The sequence below is a fragment of the Pseudomonas sp. B6001 genome, from assembly GCF_013386015.1.
GTDB lineage: Bacteria > Pseudomonadota > Gammaproteobacteria > Pseudomonadales > Pseudomonadaceae > Aquipseudomonas.
This window is the reverse complement of the sequence record NZ_JACAOX010000013.1, coordinates 1-19869: the sequence shown is the minus strand read 5'-3', so window position 1 is coordinate 19869 and position 19869 is coordinate 1. Positions and strand designations below refer to the sequence as shown.

Below are 19869 nucleotides of genomic sequence, written 5' to 3'. Positions count from 1 at the left end.
CGACTAAGACCCAAGTCTTAGCCGAGGCTGATCTGTACTTCCACACCGGCCGCCAGATCAAGCTTCATAAGTGCATCAACGGTTTTATCCGTTGGCAGGACGATGTCCAGCACGCGCTTATGAGTACGGATCTCGTACTGGTCACGCGCGTCTTTGTTGACGTGCGGGGAGACCAGAACGGTGAACCGCTCTTTACGGGTAGGCAGTGGAATTGGACCACGCACTTGAGCACCAGTACGTTTCGCGGTTTCCACGATTTCCTGGGTGGATTGGTCGATCAGTTTGTGGTCAAAAGCCTTCAACCTGATACGAATTTGCTGATTTGCCATTGGATTTCAGACTCCGGCTGCTATTCCCAGCGAGCGCAACACGCCCGTTAAAAGGAGGCGCAATTCTATAGACGCCCCATATGGGTGTCAACTCAATAAAAAAGCCCCCGCTGAGCGGGGGCTTTTTCAAGTCATCACTTATTAAGCGATGATTTTGGCTACGACGCCAGCGCCGACGGTACGACCGCCTTCACGGATAGCGAAACGCAGACCATCTTCCATTGCGATGGTTTTGATCAGGGTGACAACCATTTTGATGTTGTCGCCTGGCATTACCATTTCAACGCCTTCCGGCAGTTCGCAGTTACCGGTCACGTCAGTGGTCCGGAAGTAGAACTGTGGACGGTAGCCTTTGAAGAACGGAGTGTGACGACCGCCTTCTTCTTTGCTCAACACGTACACTTCAGCTTCGAAGGTAGTGTGCGGCTTAACCGAACCTGGCTTGACCAGAACCTGGCCACGCTCAACGTCGTCACGCTTGGTACCACGCAGCAGAACGCCGCAGTTCTCGCCTGCACGACCTTCGTCGAGCAGTTTACGGAACATTTCAACACCGGTGCAGGTGGTGACGGTAGTGTCACGCAGACCAACGATTTCCAGTGGATCTTGAACCTTAACGATACCGCGCTCGATACGACCAGTCACAACAGTACCACGACCGGAGATCGAGAATACGTCTTCGATTGGCATCAGGAACGGCTTGTCGATAACACGAACTGGATCTGGGATGTAGCTGTCCAGAGTCTCAACCAGTTTACGAACGGCAGTGGTGCCCATTTCGTTGTCGTCAAGACCGTCCAGAGCCATACGAGCAGAACCGATGATGATCGGAGTGTCGTCGCCCGGGAAGTCGTAAGTGCTCAGCAGATCGCGCACTTCCATCTCAACCAGTTCCAGCAGCTCAGCGTCGTCTACCAGGTCAGCCTTGTTCAGGAAAACCACGATGTACGGAACGCCTACCTGACGGGACAGCAGGATGTGCTCACGGGTTTGTGGCATCGGACCATCAGCGGCCGAGCAAACCAGGATCGCGCCGTCCATCTGGGCAGCACCGGTGATCATGTTCTTCACATAGTCAGCGTGACCTGGGCAGTCAACGTGAGCGTAGTGACGGATCAGCGAGTTGTATTCAACGTGCGCGGTGTTGATGGTGATACCACGAGCTTTTTCTTCTGGTGCGCTGTCGATCTTGTCGAAGTCAACACGAGCCGAACCGAAAACTTCGGAGCAGACGCGAGTCAGAGCAGCGGTCAGAGTGGTTTTACCGTGGTCAACGTGGCCGATAGTGCCAACGTTTACGTGCGGTAGGGAACGATCAAATTTTTCTTTAGCCACGACAATTAACTCCTTGCCTAAAGGACTGAATCAGCCTTGTTTTTTGGATACAGTTTCAGCGATGTGCGCCGGAGCTGTGTTGTATTTTTTGAATTCCATAGAGTAGCTTGCGCGACCCTGAGACATGGAACGAACGTCGGTCGCATAACCGAACATCTCGCCCAACGGAACCTCGGCACGAATCACTTTGCCGGAAACCGTATCTTCCATACCCAAGATCATGCCGCGACGACGGTTAAGGTCGCCCATCACGTCACCCATGTAGTCTTCAGGCGTAACGACTTCTACTGCCATGATTGGCTCAAGCAACTCACCACCGCCCTTCTGGGCCAGTTGCTTGGTAGCCATGGAAGCAGCCACCTTAAACGCCATCTCGTTGGAGTCGACGTCGTGGTAAGAACCGTCAAAAACGGTCGCCTTCAGGCCGATGAGCGGATAGCCGGCAACAACACCGTTCTTCATCTGCTCTTCGATACCCTTCTGGATAGCCGGGATGTATTCCTTAGGAACAACACCGCCCACTACTTCGTTCACGAATTGCAGACCTTCCTGACCTTCATCAGCAGGAGCAAAACGGATCCAGCAATGGCCGAACTGGCCACGACCGCCGGACTGACGAACGAATTTGCCTTCGATTTCGCAGTTCTTCGTGATGCGCTCACGATAGGAAACCTGAGGCTTACCGATGTTGGCTTCGACGTTGAACTCACGGCGCATCCGGTCAACCAGGATGTCCAGGTGAAGCTCGCCCATGCCGGAGATGATCGTTTGACCAGTCTCTTCATCAGTCTTGACGCGGAAAGATGGATCTTCCTGAGCAAGCTTGCCCAGAGCGATACCCATTTTTTCCTGGTCATCCTTGGTCTTAGGCTCAACGGCAACCGAAATAACCGGCTCCGGGAAGTCCATGCGAACCAGGATGATTGGCTTGGCAGCGTCGCACAAGGTCTCACCAGTGGTGACGTCCTTCATGCCGATCAGGGCCGCGATGTCACCAGCGCGTACTTCCTTGATCTCTTCACGGGCGTTTGCGTGCATTTGCACCATACGACCCACACGCTCTTTCTTGCCTTTAACCGAGTTGATCACGCCGTCGCCGGAGGCCAACACGCCCGAGTAAACGCGGACGAAGGTCAAAGTACCCACGAATGGGTCAGTAGCGATCTTGAACGCCAGAGCCGAGAACGGCTCGCTGTCATCGGCGTGACGCTCCATCTCTTCTTCCTCGTTATCAGGGTTGGTACCCTTGATAGCAGGAATGTCGGTTGGAGCAGGCAGGTAGTCGATAACGGCGTCGAGAACCAGGGGAACACCCTTGTTCTTGAAGGAAGAACCGCAAACAGCCAGAACGATCTCACCAGCAATAGTACGCTGACGCAGAGCGGCCTTGATTTCCACGTTGGTGAGTTCTTCACCTTCGAGGTACTTGTTCATCAGCTCTTCGCTGGCTTCGGCAGCAGCCTCAACCATGTTGTTACGCCACTCGTCAGCCAGCTCCTGCAGTTCTGCAGGGATAGGCTTACGAACAGGAACCATGCCTTTGTCAGCGTCATTCCAGTAAACAGCTTCCATGTTGATCAGATCGATCTGACCCTGGAAGTTGTCTTCGGAACCGATAGCCAACTGGATTGGCACCGGAGTGTGACCCAGACGCTGTTTGATCTGACCGATCACGCGCAGGAAGTTGGCACCAGCACGGTCCATCTTGTTTACGTAAACAAGACGTGGAACGCCGTACTTGTTGGCCTGACGCCATACGGTTTCCGACTGAGGCTCAACACCCGAAGTACCGCAGAACACAACGACAGCGCCGTCGAGTACGCGCAGGGAACGCTCAACTTCAATGGTGAAGTCTACGTGGCCCGGGGTATCGATTACGTTGAAGCGGTGCTCGTCCTTGTACTGCTTCTCGGAACCTTTCCAGAAGGCGGTAATAGCAGCAGAAGTAATGGTAATACCACGCTCCTGCTCCTGAACCATCCAGTCTGTGGTCGCGGCGCCGTCATGCACCTCGCCCATTTTGTGACTTTTGCCGGTGTAAAACAGTACGCGCTCGGTGGTGGTGGTTTTACCAGCATCCACGTGAGCAACGATACCGATGTTACGGTAGCGGCTAATCGGAGTAGTACGAGCCATAAAGCCCTCGCAAAATTAGTGAAGCTAGAATTAGAAGCGGTAGTGCGAGAAAGCTTTGTTGGCTTCAGCCATACGGTGCACGTCTTCACGCTTCTTAACAGCAGCACCTTTACCTTCAGCAGCGTCCAACAGTTCGCCAGCCAAACGCAGGGCCATAGACTTCTCGCCGCGCTTACGGGCGAAGTCTACCAACCAGCGCATTGCCAAAGCGTTACGACGGGACGGGCGAACTTCAACCGGAACCTGGTAAGTAGCACCGCCTACACGGCGCGACTTCACTTCGACCAGCGGAGCGATGGCGTCGAGAGCTTTCTCGAAGATTTCCAGGGGGTCGCTGTTCTTGCGCTCTTTAACCTTTTCCAGCGCGCCATAAACGATACGCTCGGCAACGGCTTTCTTGCCGCTTTCCATTACGTGGTTCATGAACTTGGCCAGGATTTGGCTTCCGTATTTTGGATCGTCAAGCACTTCGCGCTTGGCTGCTACGCGTCTTCTTGGCATGGATAAGCCCTCAAACGGTCTTCAGGTTCGCTCGGAATCGGTGCCCTTTCGGGACGCCTCCGACCTTACTCTTATCGACTCAGAAAATAAGATGATTCAGTTTTACAAAAAGCCGCTACTACTTAGGCTTCTTGGTACCGTACTTCGAACGACCCTGGTTACGACCTTTAACGCCGGAAGTATCCAAGGAGCCGCGTACGGTGTGGTAACGAACACCTGGCAAGTCTTTTACACGACCGCCGCGGATCAGTACCACGCTGTGCTCTTGCAGGTTGTGACCTTCACCGCCGATGTACGAGGAAACCTCGAAACCGTTGGTCAGGCGCACACGGCATACTTTACGCAGTGCCGAGTTAGGTTTTTTCGGCGTAGTGGTATACACGCGAGTGCATACGCCACGACGTTGCGGGCAGTTCTGCAGCGCAGGCACGTCGGATTTCTCGACGATACGCTTACGCGGCTGACGTACCAGCTGGTTGATAGTTGCCATCTACTAGCTCCACTGTTGTCTTGCGACGCTATTGTCTTGCAAGAAAAGCAAAATGGCAGGAACGAATTCCCGCCAAATTTAGGGGTACAAGAGTCTAAAGAGGATCTTGTCCCCAGTCAAGGCAAGGCCCCGACCTCCCCTTCCATCGAACCGGGACAAATCTGTCTCGATCCGACGAACGGGGCTGCCAGGGCCCGGTCTTATTTACCGCAGAACTCAGTTACCGCTTGAGTTCAGCGCTTCGGTCAGTGCAGCTTCCACTTCACTGGCGCTTACGCGCAACGGCTTGTCGAGTTCACGGCGACGCTTACGCTCGCTGTGGTAGGCCAAACCGGTACCGGCCGGGATCAGACGACCCACAACCACGTTTTCTTTCAGGCCGCGCAGGTAATCGCGCTTGCCGGTTACCGCTGCTTCGGTCAGTACGCGAGTGGTCTCCTGGAAGGAGGCCGCCGAGATGAACGACTCAGTGGACAACGACGCCTTGGTGATACCCAGCAACACACGAGTGAACTTGGAAACGAATTTCTCGTCGTTCGCCAGGCGCTCGTTCTCTACCAGTACGTGAGTCAGTTCCATCTGGTCGCCCTTGATGAAACTCGAATCGCCGGATTCAGCGATTTCAACTTTACGCAGCATCTGACGCAGGATGGTCTCGATGTGCTTATCGTTGATCTTCACGCCTTGCAGACGGTAAACGTCCTGGATCTCGTTAACGATGTACTTGGCCAGCGCACTCACACCCAGCAGACGCAGGATGTCGTGTGGATCGCTCGGGCCGTCGGAGATAACTTCGCCGCGGTTTACCTGTTCGCCTTCGAAGACGTTCAGGTGACGCCACTTCGGAATCAGCTCTTCGTACGGATCGCTACCGTCGTTCGGGGTGATAACCAGGCGGCGCTTGCCCTTGGTCTCTTTACCGAACGCGATGGTGCCGCTGACTTCAGCCAGAATCGACGCTTCTTTCGGACGACGAGCTTCGAACAAATCGGCAACACGCGGCAGACCACCGGTGATGTCACGGGTCTTCGAAGTTTCTTGCGGGATACGAGCGATAACATCACCGATCGCGATCTTCGCACCATCCGCAACACCGACCAGGGCGTTGGCTGGCAGGAAGTACTGAGCGATAACGTCAGTGCCTGGCAGCAACAGATCCTTGCCGTTGTCATCAACCATCTTCACGGCAGGACGGATATCTTTGCCTGCAGCTGGACGGTCTTTGGCGTCGAGTACTTCAATGTTGGTCATACCGGTCAATTCGTCAGTCTGACGCTTGATCGTGATGCCTTCTTCCATGCCCACGTAGGTCACGGTACCTTTCATTTCGGTAACGATTGGGTGAGTGTGTGGATCCCACTTGGCCACGATTGCGCCAGCGTCGACCTTGTCACCTTCTTTAACCGAAATCACAGCACCGTACGGCAGCTTGTAACGCTCACGCTCACGACCGTAGTCATCAGCGATTGCCAGCTCACCGGAACGGGACACAGCAACCAGGTGGCCATCCACTCGCTCAACGTGCTTCAGGTTGTGCAGACGGACGGTACCGCCATTCTTCACCTGAACGCTGTCGGCTGCGGAGGTCCGGCTTGCCGCACCACCGATGTGGAACGTACGCATGGTCAGCTGGGTACCCGGCTCACCGATGGACTGGGCAGCGATAACGCCGACCGCTTCACCGATGTTCACCTGGTGACCACGAGCCAAGTCACGGCCGTAGCACTTGGCGCAAATGCCATAGCGGGTTTCGCAGCTGATCGGCGAGCGAACAATCACTTCGTCGATGCTGTTGAGTTCGATGAACTCGACCCACTTCTCGTCTACCAGGGTGCCGGCAGGAACGATGACTTCCTCGGTACCTGGCTTGAATACGTCACGGGCGATTACTCGACCCAATACGCGCTCACCCAACGGCTCTACAACGTCGCCGCCTTCGATGTGCGGAGTCATCAGCAGACCGTGTTCGGTGCCGCAGTCAACTTCAGTCACAACCAAGTCTTGCGCAACGTCTACCAGACGACGAGTCAGGTAACCGGAGTTAGCGGTTTTCAACGCGGTATCCGCCAGACCTTTACGAGCACCGTGAGTCGAGATGAAGTACTGAAGTACGCTCAAACCTTCACGGAAGTTCGCAGTAATCGGCGTTTCGATGATGGAACCGTCCGGCTTGGCCATCAGGCCACGCATACCGGCGAGCTGACGGATCTGCGCAGCAGAACCCCGTGCGCCCGAGTCGGCCATCATGTACATCGAGTTGAACGACTCTTGATCGACTTCCACGCCATGACGGTCGATAACACGCTCTTTCGAGAGGTTCGACATCATCGCCTTCGACACTTCGTCGTTGGCCTTGGACCAAAGGTCGATCACTTTGTTGTACTTCTCGCCCTGGGTTACCAGGCCGGAGGCGTACTGGCTTTCGATCTCTTTCACTTCATCGGTGGCAGCACCGATGATGGCGGCTTTCTCGTCCGGGATAACGAAGTCGTTAACACCGATGGAAACGCCGGAAATGGTCGAATAAGCAAAACCGGTGTACATCAACTGGTCAGCGAAGATAACGGTCTCTTTCAAACCAACCACGCGGTAGCACTGGTTGATCAGCTTGGAGATCGCCTTTTTCTTCATTGGCTGGTTGACCACGTCGTACGACAGGCCAGGCGGAACAACCTGGAACAGCAGCGCACGGCCGACAGTGGTGTCGACAATACGGGTGTTCTTGACGCTGCCACCGTCACGATCGTTGATAGTTTCGTGGATGCGGACTTTAACCTTGGCGTGCAGTGCGGCTTCGCCGGCACGGAACACACGGTCAACTTCCTGCAGATCCGCGAACACACGACCTTCGCCCTTGGCGTTGATCGCTTCACGAGTCATGTAGTACAGACCCAATACAACGTCCTGCGACGGAACGATGATTGGCTCACCGTTGGCTGGCGACAGAATGTTGTTGGTCGACATCATCAACGCACGCGCTTCCAGCTGGGCTTCCAGCGTCAGCGGTACGTGCACGGCCATTTGGTCGCCGTCGAAGTCGGCGTTGTACGCAGCACAGACCAGCGGGTGCAGCTGGATAGCCTTACCTTCGATCAGTACTGGTTCAAACGCCTGGATACCCAGACGGTGAAGGGTCGGTGCACGGTTGAGGAGAACCGGGTGTTCACGGATCACTTCAGCGAGAACGTCCCAAACCTCTGGCAGCTCGCGCTCGACCATTTTCTTGGCAGCTTTGATGGTGGTCGCGAGACCACGCATTTCCAGCTTGCCGAAAATGAACGGCTTGAACAGCTCGAGAGCCATCTTCTTCGGCAGACCGCACTGGTGCAGACGCAGGGTCGGGCCTACGGTAATTACCGAACGACCGGAGTAGTCAACACGCTTACCGAGCAAGTTCTGACGGAAACGACCCTGCTTACCCTTGATCATGTCAGCCAGGGATTTCAGAGGACGCTTGTTCGAACCGGTGATAGCGCGGCCACGACGACCGTTGTCGAGCAGGGCATCGACAGCTTCCTGCAACATACGCTTTTCGTTGCGCACGATGATGTCCGGAGCGGACAGGTCGAGCAGACGCTTCAAGCGGTTGTTACGGTTGATCACGCGACGGTACAGGTCGTTGAGGTCGGAAGTCGCGAAGCGACCACCATCCAACGGTACCAGCGGACGCAGGTCTGGCGGCAGAACCGGCAGAACGGTCAGCACCATCCACTCTGGCAAGTTGCCGGAACCCTGGAAGGCTTCCATCAACTTCAGACGCTTGGACAGTTTCTTGATCTTGGTTTCGGAGTTGGTTTGCGGAATTTCTTCACGCAGACGGCCAATCTCGTGTTCCAGGTCGATAGCGTGCAGCAGTTCGCGGACAGCTTCGGCACCCATGCGGGCATCGAAATCGTCGCCGAACTCTTCCAGCGCTTCGAAATACTGCTCGTCGTTCAGCAGCTGACCCTTTTCAAGGGTGGTCATGCCTGGATCGATAACGACATAGCTCTCGAAGTAGAGAACGCGCTCGATATCACGCAGGGTCATGTCCATCAGCAAGCCGATACGGGACGGCAGTGATTTCAGGAACCAGATGTGGGCAACCGGCGAAGCCAGCTCGATGTGCGCCATGCGCTCACGACGAACCTTGGCCAGTGCAACTTCAACGCCGCACTTCTCGCAGATCACACCACGGTGCTTCAAGCGCTTGTACTTACCGCACAGGCACTCGTAATCCTTTACCGGGCCAAAGATCTTGGCGCAGAACAGGCCGTCACGCTCTGGTTTGAACGTACGGTAGTTGATGGTTTCCGGCTTTTTAACTTCACCGAACGACCACGAACGGATCATCTCAGGCGATGCCAACCCAATACGGATGGCGTCGAACTCTTCGACTTGACCCTGGTTTTTCAGCAAATTCAGTAGGTCTTTCAAGGCCTTTCCTCCTGGCGGAGCAGAGAGCGGGCTAAACAGCCCCGCTCTCGATTCGCGTCACGTGTTATTCGGTTTCCAGATCGATATCGATGCCGAGGGAACGAATTTCTTTGATCAACACGTTGAAAGACTCGGGCATGCCCGGCTCCATACGGTGATCGCCGTCCACGATGTTTTTGTACATCTTGGTCCGACCGTTCACATCGTCCGACTTCACTGTGAGCATTTCTTGCAGAGTGTAAGCAGCACCGTATGCTTCCAGTGCCCAGACCTCCATCTCCCCGAAACGCTGACCACCGAACTGAGCCTTACCACCCAGCGGCTGCTGGGTAACCAGGCTGTACGAACCGGTAGAACGAGCGTGCATCTTGTCGTCTACCAAGTGGTTCAGCTTCAGCATGTACATGTAGCCAACAGTAACCGGGCGCTCAAACTTGTTGCCGGTACGGCCGTCGAACAGCTGCATCTGGCCGCTTTCTGGCAGGTCTGCCAGTTTCAGCATGGCCTTGATTTCGCTTTCCTTGGCACCGTCGAACACCGGGGTAGCCATTGGAACGCCGCCGCGCAGGTTCTTCGCCAGATCCAGGATTTCCTGGTCGGAGAAGGTGTCCAGCTCTTCGTTGCGACCGCCGATCTCGTTGTAGATCTCGTGCAGGAACTTGCGCAGGTCTGCAACCTTGCGCTGCTCTTCGATCATACGGTTGATCTTCTCGCCCAGACCTTTGGCCGCGAGGCCCAGGTGGGTTTCAAGGATCTGACCAACGTTCATACGCGAAGGTACGCCCAACGGGTTGAGGACGACATCGACCGGGGTGCCATTGGCATCGTGCGGCATGTCTTCAACCGGCATGATCACGGAGACCACACCTTTGTTACCGTGACGACCGGCCATCTTGTCGCCCGGCTGGATGCGGCGACGGATTGCCAGGTAAACCTTGACGATTTTCAGCACGCCTGGAGCCAGGTCATCGCCCTGCTGCAGTTTGCGCTTCTTGTCTTCGAACTTGTCGTCCAGCAGACGGCGACGATCGACGATGTAGGCCTGGGCCTTCTCGAGCTGCTCGTTCAGAGCATCTTCAGCCATGCGCAGTTTGAACCACTGCCCGTGCTCAAGACCGTCGAGTACTTCGTCGGTGATGTCCTGACCTTTCTTCAGACCTGCGCCGCCTTCAGCCTTGTGGCCTACCAGGGCGGAACGCAGACGTTCGAAGGTCGCGCCTTCAACGATACGGAACTCTTCGTTCAGATCCTTGCGGATCTCGTCGAGTTGGGTCTTCTCGATGGACAGCGCACGAGCATCACGCTCAACGCCGTCACGGGTGAAGACCTGTACGTCGATGACAGTGCCCTTGGTACCGGTAGGTACACGCAGGGAAGTGTCTTTAACGTCGCTGGCTTTTTCACCGAAGATGGCACGCAACAGCTTCTCTTCCGGAGTCAGTTGGGTCTCGCCTTTCGGAGTGACCTTACCTACCAGAATGTCGCCTGCGCCAACTTCAGCACCTACGTAAACGATACCGGCTTCGTCCAGCTTGTTCAGTGCAGCTTCACCCACGTTCGGGATGTCTGCAGTGATTTCCTCTGGCCCAAGCTTGGTGTCACGCGCCACACAGGTCAGTTCCTGAATGTGGATCGTGGTGAAGCGATCTTCCTGAACCACACGCTCGGACAGGCAGATGGAGTCTTCGAAGTTGTAACCGTTCCAGGCCATGAACGCGATGCGCATGTTCTGACCCAGTGCCAGCTCACCCATATCGGTGGACGGACCGTCTGCCATGATGTCGCTGCGCTGAACCCGATCACCCTTGCTGACCAGCGGACGCTGGTTGATGCAGGTGTTCTGGTTGGAGCGGGTGTATTTGGTCAGGTTGTAGATGTCGACACCGGCTTCGCCAGTTTCAACTTCGTCATCGGCAACACGAACCACGATACGGCTGGCATCAACGGAGTCGATCACGCCGCCACGACGAGCCACGACGCAAACGCCGGAGTCACGGGCTACGTTACGCTCCATGCCGGTACCTACCAGCGGCTTGTCAGCGCGCAGGGTCGGTACAGCTTGACGCTGCATGTTGGAACCCATCAACGCACGGTTGGCGTCATCGTGTTCCAGGAACGGGATCAGCGACGCTGCAACCGAAACTACCTGCTTCGGCGATACGTCCATCAAGGTGACGTCTTCCGGCGCCTTGACGGTGAACTCGTTCAAGTGACGAACAGCTACCAGCTCGTCGATCAGCATTTTCTTGTCGTTCATCGTGGCCGAAGCCTGAGCGATCACGTGATCAGCTTCTTCGATGGCGGACAGGAACACGATCTCGTCGGTGACCAGTGCGTCTTTCACCACGCGGTACGGGCTCTCGAGGAAGCCGTACTGGTTGGTGCGCGCATAGGCAGCCAGGGAGTTGATCAGGCCGATGTTCGGACCTTCCGGCGTTTCAATCGGGCATACACGACCGTAGTGAGTCGGGTGTACGTCACGGACTTCAAAGCCTGCACGCTCACGAGTCAGACCGCCCGGGCCCAGTGCGGAAACACGGCGCTTGTGGGTGATCTCGGAGAGCGGGTTGTTCTGGTCCATGAACTGCGAGAGCTGGCTGGAACCGAAGAACTCTTTCACCGCCGCAGCCACTGGCTTGGCGTTGATCAGGTCTTGCGGCATCAGGCCTTCGCTTTCGGCCATCGACAGACGCTCTTTGACCGCACGCTCAACACGTACCAGGCCAACGCGGAACTGGTTCTCGGCCATTTCGCCTACGCAGCGAACACGACGGTTACCCAGGTGGTCGATGTCATCGACGATGCCTTTGCCGTTACGGATGTCGACCAGGGTCTTCAGTACCGCGACGATGTCTTCCTTGCACAGCACGCCCGAACCTTCGATCTCGGTACGACCGATACGACGGTTGAACTTCATCCGGCCGACCGCAGACAGGTCATAGCGCTCAGGGCTGAAGAACAGGTTGTTGAACAGGGTCTCGGCAGCGTCTTTGGTTGGTGGCTCGCCAGGACGCATCATGCGATAGATCTCGACCAGCGCTTCCAATTGGTTGCTGGTGGAGTCGATCTTCAGGGTGTCGGAGACGAACGGGCCGCAGTCGATGTCGTTGGTGTACAGGGTCTCGATGCGAACAACCTGGGACTTGGCGATTTTCGCCAGGATCTCGGTGTTCAGCTCGGTGTTGCATTCAGCCAGGATTTCGCCGGTGGCCGGGTGCACGATGACCTTGGCGGTGGTGCGACCCAGGACGTAGTCCAGAGGCACTTCCAGCGTCTTGATACCGGCTTTTTCGATCTGGTTGATGTGGCGCGCGGTAATACGACGGCCGGCTTCAACGATGACCTTGCCTTTGTCGTCCTGGATGTCCAGAACGGCAATCTCACCACGCAGGCGCTGAGGCACCAGTTCCAGGCTGAGGGTTTCGCCGCTCAGGTGGAATACGTTAGTGGTGTAGAAAGCGTCCAGCACTTGCTCAGTGGTATAGCCGAGCGCGCGCAGCAGTACCGAGGCCGGCAGCTTGCGACGACGGTCGATACGCACGAACACGCAGTCTTTCGGGTCGAACTCGAAGTCCAACCACGAACCGCGGTACGGAATGATCCGCGCGGAGTACAGGAGCTTGCCGGAGCTGTGCGTCTTGCCGCGGTCGTGGTCAAAGAACACGCCCGGGGAACGGTGCAGCTGGGAAACGATAACGCGCTCGGTACCGTTGATAACGAAGGTACCGTTCTCAGTCATCAGGGGGATTTCACCCATGTAGACTTCTTGCTCTTTGATGTCCTTGATCGCTTTGTTCGACGACTCTTTGTCGAAGATGATCAGACGGACTTTTACCCGCAAAGGTACGGCGTACGTAACACCGCGCAACACGCATTCTTTGACATCAAATGCCGGTTCGCCCAGGCGATAACCGACGTACTCCAGCGCAGCATTGCCGGAGTAGCTGATGATCGGGAAAACGGATTTGAAGGCCGCATGCAGGCCCACGTCGCGGAACTGATCTTTGGTCGCTCCCGCCTGCAAGAATTCACGATACGAATCCAGCTGGATAGCCAGAAGGTACGGGACATCCATGACGTCCGGCAACTTGCTAAAGTCCTTGCGGATACGTTTTTTCTCAGTATATGAGTAAGCCATCAGCGTTCCCCAGCTTGGTCACCTGCTTGTTTGGCCCCTCCCGACGGGAGCAGCCAGAAAATCTTGCAAACCCCATGGTTTGCGCCACCGCATCGGGTGGTTACAGCGCGTTATAGGCGACGACCGAGTCGATTGCCAATAACGGAAAAAGGCCGGTGGCAAGAGCCACCAGCCATCAGCCTTCAGCTTAACGCTTGGGCTGGAGACGCAAGGTCGATGCTTACTTCAGCTCGACTTTAGCGCCTGCTTCTTCCAGCACTGCTTTAGCTTTGTCAGCTGCGTCTTTCGACACTGCTTCCAGAACCTGGGCAGGGGCGCCGTCAACTACTGCCTTGGCTTCTTTCAGGCCCAGACCGGTCAGTTCACGTACTGCCTTGATCACGTTTACTTTCTTCTCGCCAGCTTCCAGCAGCATGACGTTGAATTCGGTTTGCTCTTCAGCAGCAACAGCGGCAACAGCTGGGCCAGCCGAAGCAGCGGCAGCGGAAACACCGAATTTTTCTTCGAAAGCTTTGATCAGCTCAACAACCTGCAGAACCGACATTTCAGCTACGGCGTTGAGGATATCGTCTTGGGAGATAGACATTGCTGTAATTCCTGAATTGGGGGACGGCCTACGCGGCCATCGAAATAAACAAAAATACGCGAGAGGAGATGCTCAGCCTTAGGCTGCGGCAGCTTCTTTTTGCTCGCGAACTGCGGCCAGAGTACGAGCCAACTTGCTGGTAGCGCCTTGAATCACGCTCATCAGCTGAGAAATAGCTTCGTTACGGGTCGGCAGTGTTGCCAGTACGTCGATTTGGTTAGCTGCGAGGAACTTGCCCTCGAACGCAGCTGCCTTGATCTCGAACTTATCCTGACCCTTGGCGAATTCCTTGAACAAACGGGCAGCAGCGCCAGGATGTTCCTTGGAGAACGCAATCAGGGTCGGGCCAGTGAACACGTCGTTGAGGACACTGTATTCAGTGTCAGCAACAGCGCGCTTGAGCAGGGTGTTACGTACAACACGTACGTATACGCCAGCTTCACGAGCCTCTTTACGGAGTCCGGTCATAGCGCTTACTGTCACACCACGGGCATCAGCCACGACAGCGGACAGAGCAGCTTTGGCAGCCTCGTTGACTTCAGCGACGATGGCCTTCTTGTCTTCGAGATTAATTGCCACGGGTTTAACTCCTGCTTGTTACCGTTTCATCTGGCCTGGGCCGGATGTCGTTTTGGTGTCTGATTCGGTAAGGAACCGGGAGCACCATCTGCGTAGGCTTGTGGTTTAAGACTTGCGTCGCCTACGGTCTTGGATAGCCCCCGCCAGGCAGGGACCCCAATCTTTCAATTGGCGCAATTACTTGCGCCAATTTGTGTCTTATACGTCCAGCGAGCCTTGGTCGATGACCAGACCTGGGCCCATAGTGGTGCTCAGGGTAACGCGCTTGACGTAGATACCTTTCGAGGAAGCTGGCTTGATACGCTTCAGATCAGCGATCAGGGCTTCAACGTTTTCCTTCAGCTTGACGGCATCAAAGCCGACTTTGCCAACGGAGGTGTGAATGATGCCGTTTTTGTCGGTGCGATAACGAACCTGACCAGCCTTGGCGTTTTTAACCGCGGTAGCTACGTCTGGAGTCACGGTGCCGACTTTAGGGTTAGGCATCAGACCACGTGGACCAAGGATCTGACCCAGCTGACCTACAACGCGCATTGCATCCGGGGAAGCAATTACGACGTCATAGTTCAGGTCGCCGCCTTTCATTTCGGCAGCCAGGTCGTCCATGCCAACGCGATCGGCGCCGGCGGCCAGAGCAGCTTCAGCTGCTGGGCCTTGGGTGAAGACAGCTACACGTACGGTCTTGCCAGTACCGTGTGGCAGCACAGTAGCGCTACGAACGACCTGGTCGGATTTACGTGGGTCAACGCCCAGGTTTACAGCAACGTCAACAGACTCGCTGAACTTGACAGTCGACAGCTCGGTCAGCAGAGCAGCAGCGTCTACAAAATTGTAGGACTTGCCCGCTTCGATTTTGCCGGCGATAGCCTTTTGGCGCTTGGTCAGCTTAGCCATTACACACCCTCCACGTTAAGGCCCATGCTACGAGCAGAACCGGCGATGGTACGCACGGCTGCATCCATATCAGCTGCAGTCAGATCCGCGTTTTTGGTTTTCGCGATTTCTTCCAGCTGAGCACGGGTCACGGTGCCAACCTTAACGGTGTTAGGACGAGCGGAACCGCTAGTCAGACCAGCAGCTTTCTTCAACAGAACCGAAGCCGGGGTCGACTTGGTTTCGAAGGTGAAGCTACGGTCGCTGTATACAGTGATGATCACTGGAGTCGGCAGACCTGGCTCAATACCCTGAGTACGGGCGTTGAAGGCCTTGCAGAATTCCATGATGTTCACGCCGTGCTGACCCAGAGCTGGACCAACAGGTGGGCTTGGGTTGGCCTGAGCGGCCTTCACTTGCAGCTTGATGTAAGCGGTAATCTTCTTGGCCATGAGGCACTCCAATTACGGGTTCGAACGCCTCGAAAGGCTCCCCGGTTACTTGCGCGTTTATCCCAGTGACGACAAAACCCCACAGCCTAAGGCTGCGGGGTTGGGATGCTTGCTCAGCTAGACTTTTTCGACCTGGCTGAACTCTAGCTCTACCGGAGTAGAGCGACCGAAAATGAGCACTGCCACTTGGATCCGGCTCTTTTCGTAGTTAACTTCTTCGACGGTGCCGTTAAAATCAGCGAACGGACCATCTGTGACACGAACAACCTCACCCGGCTCGAACAACGTCTTCGGCTTGGGCTTGTCGCTACCATCAGCAACGCGACGCAGAATTGCTTCTGCTTCTTTGTCAGTGATCGGAGCAGGCTTATCAGCGGTACCGCCGATGAAACCCATGACGCGAGGAGTGTCCTTGACCAAGTGCCAAGTACCCTCATTCATGTCCATTTGAACCAGCACGTAGCCAGGGAAGAACTTACGTTCGCTTTTGCGTTTCTGGCCATTACGCATTTCAACCACTTCTTCAGTGGGAACCAGAATTTCGCCGAAGCCATCTTCCATGCCTGCCAGCTTTACGCGCTCTAGCAAAGAGCGCATGACATGCTTCTCGTAACCCGAGTAAGCATGCACAACGTACCAACGCTTAGCCACGGGACACCCTTAGCCAACAATCAAGGAAACAAGCCAGCCGAGCAGGGAATCAAGCCCCCACAACAGCAACGCCATAACCAGAACAACAGCTACCACGATCAACGTGGTCTGCGTGGTTTCTTGGCGAGTCGGCCAAACGACTTTACGGATCTCGGTACGAGCTTCCTTCACCAGGACCGCAAACGACTTGCCTTTTGCAGTCTGCAGGCCAACAAAGGCAGCAACAGCAGCAAGGGCGAGCAATGCGAGGACACGGTACAGGATTGGCGACCCAGAGTAGTACTGGTTGCCAACAACGCCTACAACCACAACAGCGACTACTACAAGCCACTTGAGCAGATCGAAGCGAGAGCCTTGAGCTTCAGCCTTAGGAGTCATCTATGAAGATCCTGTGAAAAGAAAGCCAGACACACCAAGTGAATCTGGCAGGTCAGGAGGGAATCGAACCCCCAACCTACGGTTTTGGAGACCGTCGCTCTGCCAATTGAGCTACTGACCTAAAACAAAATCAGGCCGACAATTATGCCGATCTGAAAAAGACTTTACAACAACAAACCCCTGCAGACCTGAAACCCACCCAAACAAAACAGCGAGAGAGGGCATATTCAACCGGAGGTAGCTGTTAAAACAAAGGCAGATATTTTCATATCTGCCTTGTTATATGGAGCTCTTGAGCGGATTTGAACCGCTGACCTCACCCTTACCAAGGGTGTGCTCTACCAACTGAGCTACAAGAGCGAAACAACTTGCACAACCTGCAAACTTGGAGCGGGTAGCGGGAATCGAACCCGCATCATCAGCTTGGAAGGCTGAGGTTCTACCACTAAACTATACCCGCGGAGCTTGCAGCTCACGCTAAAATGGTGGAGGGGGAAGGATTCGAACCTTCGAAGTCGTAGACGTCAGATTTACAGTCTGATCCCTTTGGCCGCTCGGGAACCCCTCCTAAGCGAGCCGGCATTCTACATCATGCCAGCCTTCTGTCAAGCATTTTCTCATTAAAAAATATGAGGTTAGCTGCGTTGACCTTCACTTCACCCTGTCGACCTAGAAGGTCTTCACTGCGAAGCGGGCGCCATTCTATGCAAACTATTCGAAGGTTGCAATGCCTTCGCACGGCATTATTTTATGTTTTAACTCATTGAATTCATTAGCAAGGTTTTCAAAGGGCAGATCATCGGCCAGACGCCTGCTTTCAGGGGCCACTCGCAGCCAGTATCCCGACGCATCAGGCAGGTTCAGAGACTGCAGCCTGACCTTGATATCCAGGCTCGTGAGGCGCTGCTCAACGGATTGAGCCTCTTTCTGATCAGGCAAACCGCCGATATACAAGCACATCGCCTGCGCATCAGGCGCTTTTGCCCTGTCTCGCCGAACCATCGCATCAGCCGATTCGCTCAACAGGCGGATATCTTGCTGAGAACCACGATAGAGAGCCAAAGGCGTGACATCTTTAGCGCGCAGAGGGGCCTCCTGCTGATGCCAGATGTAATAGAAGACATTGAGGACCAGCAAAAGCAGAAACAGCCAACGCATAAAAACCTCAGGACAAAGGGCACGCCATCGCCAAGCCAACAAAAACCAGATCAGGGACAAGCCTACCGTGAGGCACAGCGTCAGCCACGAGCTCAGCGTCCCCACCGGTAAGGAAGACGGTAAAATCGCTCCCCCAATAGCTTCGAGCCAACTCCAGCTGGGTCAACACAAAACCCCTCAGCATGAGCGTACAGCCGCGCTCTACCGCCTCCACAGTTGTGCGCCCTGGAGACAGCGCCTCAAGAGCCCGTTCAGCGGCGATATCGTCATAGCGTATTTTGCGGGTATGTGTTCGAAGCTGATTACGCATCAGCGGCATCCCCGGACAAATGAAACCGCCGAGATGCTCACCGTCTGCGGAAATGAAGTCTGCTGTTGCGGCGGTGCCAAAATCGAGCACCAGGCACGCGCCCGACGCCAGCTGAAACCCACCCAGCATCGCGAGCCAACGATCCAGTCCCAGGCGCTCGAAATCTTCGTACCCGTTCCGCACCCCACCCATCTGCCTCGCCGAAGCAGCACACAGCACCTTGACGCCAAATGCCTCGACCAGGGTAGCGACCAGTTGACTCGTCTCATCCGAAGCGCGAACACTCACCAGCCGGCAGTCTTTTAACGCGAGCCCCGTGAGCGCGAACAGGCTGTCGATCAGCGAGGCATCCGACCCAACGACACCTTCGGCAAAGATACGAGCCTTATCCGACTCAAGTACCCGCCATTTGATAAAGCTATTCCCACAGTCGAGCTCAAGAATCATCACGCAACCTCAGGCTTAGCTCACCACCGCTATATACTTTCTCAACACCATCCACGCTCAACCGCAATGCACCTTGCCCATCGACCCCCAGCACCACGCCGTCAATCTGGTTCACGCCCGCGATGAGCGATACAGGCCGGCCCTGCCATAAATGGCTTTGCTCCCACTCACCCTGAATTGCCGAAAAGCCAGATGCCTGGTGACGCTCAAGATAAGCCTGCAGCTGCACTCCAAGACGCGCTACCAGGTAGTTGCGATCAACAGCACTGCCGCTCTCCAACTGTACGGAGCTCCATTGCTGATCGACCTCATCCGCCTTCTGCATGTTCACGTTGATGCCGATACCAATAACGACGTGACAGACGTCAGCGGGATCCCCGACCAGTTCCAGGAGAATTCCGGCGATCTTTTTCTGCCCGACCAAAACGTCATTTGGCCACTTCAACCCTGCACCACGAACACCCGCGTCGCGCAGCGCCTGCATAACTGCAAGTCCGACCACCAGGCTTAGCCCTTCCAACTGACGCATGCCGCCTTCGATCCGCATCACAAGGCTGTAGTAGACGTTTTGAGCGAAAGGACTGACCCACTTTCGTCCGCGCCTTCCCCTGCCTGCAGTTTGCTGTTCTGAAAGCACAAGAAATGGCGCAGTGCGACCCGATTCAATCAGCCGCAATGCCTCGGCATTGGTAGAGTCAATGGAGTCAGAGATATGAACAGGCCATGCAGGAACAGGTACATGCCGAGCTATTTCATCGGCACTTAACAGTATCAGGGGCGCAGCCAACTGATACCCCCTGCCGCGCACTTTATGGATAGGTAGACCCAATTCCGCCTCGAGATGCTGAAGCTGCTTCCATACAGCACTGCGACTGACACCCAAGGCAGCACCGAGCGCCTCCCCGGAGTGGAATCGACCATCTTTTAGAAGTTTCAACAACGTCAGCATGCAGGTCTCGCCTCACAATGAGGCACGCATGATAGCCATGCATTAGGCCATTGCATAGAAAGGCAGGACGTTAGCATTGAAGATGCTTGAAATTCGACCGCCCAAATTTTCCGACCGCCCAAAACAAAACCCCTGACTGCG

Annotated in this window: 16 protein-coding genes and 4 tRNA genes; all 20 read right to left on the bottom strand. The window is 55.4% G+C overall.

Going from position 1 to position 19869, the window contains the following annotated elements; all coding sequences use genetic code 11:
- Positions 1 to 17: 17 nt before the first annotated feature.
- Positions 18 to 329, bottom strand: a complete 312-nt coding sequence (gene rpsJ / locus HX821_RS14265) for a 30S ribosomal protein S10 (protein ID WP_003210084.1) — start codon at positions 327 to 329, stop codon at positions 18 to 20.
- A gap of 141 nt (positions 330 to 470) precedes the next feature.
- Positions 471 to 1664, bottom strand: a complete 1194-nt coding sequence (tuf, locus tag HX821_RS14260; protein WP_003210085.1) for an elongation factor Tu — start codon at positions 1662 to 1664, stop codon at positions 471 to 473.
- Between the two features lie 30 nt (positions 1665 to 1694).
- Positions 1695 to 3800 carry an elongation factor G gene (gene fusA, locus HX821_RS14255; protein ID WP_003210087.1) on the bottom strand — a complete coding sequence of 702 codons (2106 nt, stop codon included), beginning with the start codon at positions 3798 to 3800 and terminating at the stop codon, positions 1695 to 1697.
- Positions 3801 to 3830: 30 nt separating this feature from the next.
- Complete coding sequence (rpsG, locus tag HX821_RS14250; protein ID WP_002555493.1) at positions 3831 to 4301, bottom strand: 30S ribosomal protein S7; 471 nt, start codon at positions 4299 to 4301, stop codon at positions 3831 to 3833.
- A gap of 118 nt (positions 4302 to 4419) precedes the next feature.
- On the bottom strand, positions 4420 to 4791 hold the full coding sequence (gene rpsL, locus HX821_RS14245; RefSeq protein WP_002555494.1) for a 30S ribosomal protein S12: 372 nt from the start codon (positions 4789 to 4791) through the stop codon (positions 4420 to 4422).
- 216 nt (positions 4792 to 5007) lie between these two features.
- On the bottom strand, positions 5008 to 9207 hold the full coding sequence (rpoC, locus tag HX821_RS14240) for a DNA-directed RNA polymerase subunit beta' (RefSeq protein ID WP_003210090.1): 4200 nt from the start codon (positions 9205 to 9207) through the stop codon (positions 5008 to 5010).
- 64 nt (positions 9208 to 9271) lie between these two features.
- Positions 9272 to 13345, bottom strand: coding sequence for a DNA-directed RNA polymerase subunit beta (gene rpoB / locus HX821_RS14235; RefSeq protein WP_008436421.1), 4074 nt, complete (start codon positions 13343 to 13345; stop codon positions 9272 to 9274).
- 220 nt (positions 13346 to 13565) lie between these two features.
- Positions 13566 to 13931, bottom strand: coding sequence for a 50S ribosomal protein L7/L12 (gene rplL, locus HX821_RS14230; RefSeq protein WP_003210093.1), 366 nt, complete (start codon positions 13929 to 13931; stop codon positions 13566 to 13568).
- Between the two features lie 78 nt (positions 13932 to 14009).
- On the bottom strand, positions 14010 to 14510 hold the full coding sequence (rplJ, locus tag HX821_RS14225; protein WP_003210095.1) for a 50S ribosomal protein L10: 501 nt from the start codon (positions 14508 to 14510) through the stop codon (positions 14010 to 14012).
- 198 nt (positions 14511 to 14708) lie between these two features.
- A complete protein-coding gene (gene rplA / locus HX821_RS14220; RefSeq protein ID WP_003176434.1) occupies positions 14709 to 15404 on the bottom strand; it encodes a 50S ribosomal protein L1 in 696 nt (231 codons plus the stop codon).
- On the bottom strand, positions 15404 to 15835 hold the full coding sequence (rplK, locus tag HX821_RS14215) for a 50S ribosomal protein L11 (protein ID WP_003210097.1): 432 nt from the start codon (positions 15833 to 15835) through the stop codon (positions 15404 to 15406). The genes rplA and rplK overlap by 1 nt, the downstream gene beginning before the upstream one ends.
- Positions 15836 to 15952: 117 nt before the next feature.
- A complete protein-coding gene (gene nusG, locus HX821_RS14210; protein ID WP_003176436.1) occupies positions 15953 to 16486 on the bottom strand; it encodes a transcription termination/antitermination protein NusG in 534 nt (177 codons plus the stop codon).
- 9 nt (positions 16487 to 16495) lie between these two features.
- A complete protein-coding gene (gene secE, locus HX821_RS14205; protein ID WP_003210099.1) occupies positions 16496 to 16864 on the bottom strand; it encodes a preprotein translocase subunit SecE in 369 nt (122 codons plus the stop codon).
- Between the two features lie 45 nt (positions 16865 to 16909).
- Positions 16910 to 16985, bottom strand: a tRNA-Trp gene (locus HX821_RS14200).
- A gap of 163 nt (positions 16986 to 17148) precedes the next feature.
- Positions 17149 to 17224, bottom strand: a tRNA-Thr gene (locus tag HX821_RS14195).
- A 26-nt stretch (positions 17225 to 17250) separates the two neighbouring features.
- Positions 17251 to 17324: transfer RNA gene (locus tag HX821_RS14190), tRNA-Gly, on the bottom strand.
- 23 nt (positions 17325 to 17347) lie between these two features.
- Positions 17348 to 17432 (bottom strand) — tRNA-Tyr (locus HX821_RS14185).
- A gap of 143 nt (positions 17433 to 17575) precedes the next feature.
- Positions 17576 to 18022 carry a hypothetical protein gene (locus HX821_RS14180; RefSeq protein ID WP_003210101.1) on the bottom strand — a complete coding sequence of 149 codons (447 nt, stop codon included), beginning with the start codon at positions 18020 to 18022 and terminating at the stop codon, positions 17576 to 17578.
- Between the two features lie 7 nt (positions 18023 to 18029).
- The gene (locus tag HX821_RS14175) at positions 18030 to 18779 is read right to left on the bottom strand and encodes a pantothenate kinase (protein WP_087692333.1); all 750 of its coding nucleotides are present in this window, start codon (positions 18777 to 18779) and stop codon (positions 18030 to 18032) included.
- Positions 18769 to 19728 carry a bifunctional biotin--[acetyl-CoA-carboxylase] ligase/biotin operon repressor BirA gene (gene birA / locus HX821_RS14170; RefSeq protein ID WP_003210105.1) on the bottom strand — a complete coding sequence of 320 codons (960 nt, stop codon included), beginning with the start codon at positions 19726 to 19728 and terminating at the stop codon, positions 18769 to 18771. The genes HX821_RS14175 and birA overlap by 11 nt, the downstream gene beginning before the upstream one ends.
- Positions 19729 to 19869: the final 141 nt, after the last annotated feature.

What these genes read in the sequence shown, in the direction of transcription:
- HX821_RS14180 (WP_003210101.1), bottom strand. Translation starts at nt 18,022, where the DNA reads ATGCGTTGGCTGTTTCTGCTTTTGCTGGTCCTCAATGTCTTCTATTAC.
- birA (WP_003210105.1), bottom strand. Translation starts at nt 19,728, where the DNA reads ATGCTGACGTTGTTGAAACTTCTAAAAGATGGTCGATTCCACTCCGGG.
- rpsL (WP_002555494.1), bottom strand. Translation starts at nt 4,791, where the DNA reads ATGGCAACTATCAACCAGCTGGTACGTCAGCCGCGTAAGCGTATCGTC.
- rplA (WP_003176434.1), bottom strand. Translation starts at nt 15,404, where the DNA reads ATGGCTAAGCTGACCAAGCGCCAAAAGGCTATCGCCGGCAAAATCGAA.
- fusA (WP_003210087.1), bottom strand. Translation starts at nt 3,800, where the DNA reads ATGGCTCGTACTACTCCGATTAGCCGCTACCGTAACATCGGTATCGTT.
- secE (WP_003210099.1), bottom strand. Translation starts at nt 16,864, where the DNA reads ATGACTCCTAAGGCTGAAGCTCAAGGCTCTCGCTTCGATCTGCTCAAG.
- rplL (WP_003210093.1), bottom strand. Translation starts at nt 13,931, where the DNA reads ATGTCTATCTCCCAAGACGATATCCTCAACGCCGTAGCTGAAATGTCG.
- rpsJ (WP_003210084.1), bottom strand. Translation starts at nt 329, where the DNA reads ATGGCAAATCAGCAAATTCGTATCAGGTTGAAGGCTTTTGACCACAAA.
- rpsG (WP_002555493.1), bottom strand. Translation starts at nt 4,301, where the DNA reads ATGCCAAGAAGACGCGTAGCAGCCAAGCGCGAAGTGCTTGACGATCCA.
- HX821_RS14175 (WP_087692333.1), bottom strand. Translation starts at nt 18,779, where the DNA reads ATGATTCTTGAGCTCGACTGTGGGAATAGCTTTATCAAATGGCGGGTA.
- rpoB (WP_008436421.1), bottom strand. Translation starts at nt 13,345, where the DNA reads ATGGCTTACTCATATACTGAGAAAAAACGTATCCGCAAGGACTTTAGC.
- rplK (WP_003210097.1), bottom strand. Translation starts at nt 15,835, where the DNA reads ATGGCCAAGAAGATTACCGCTTACATCAAGCTGCAAGTGAAGGCCGCT.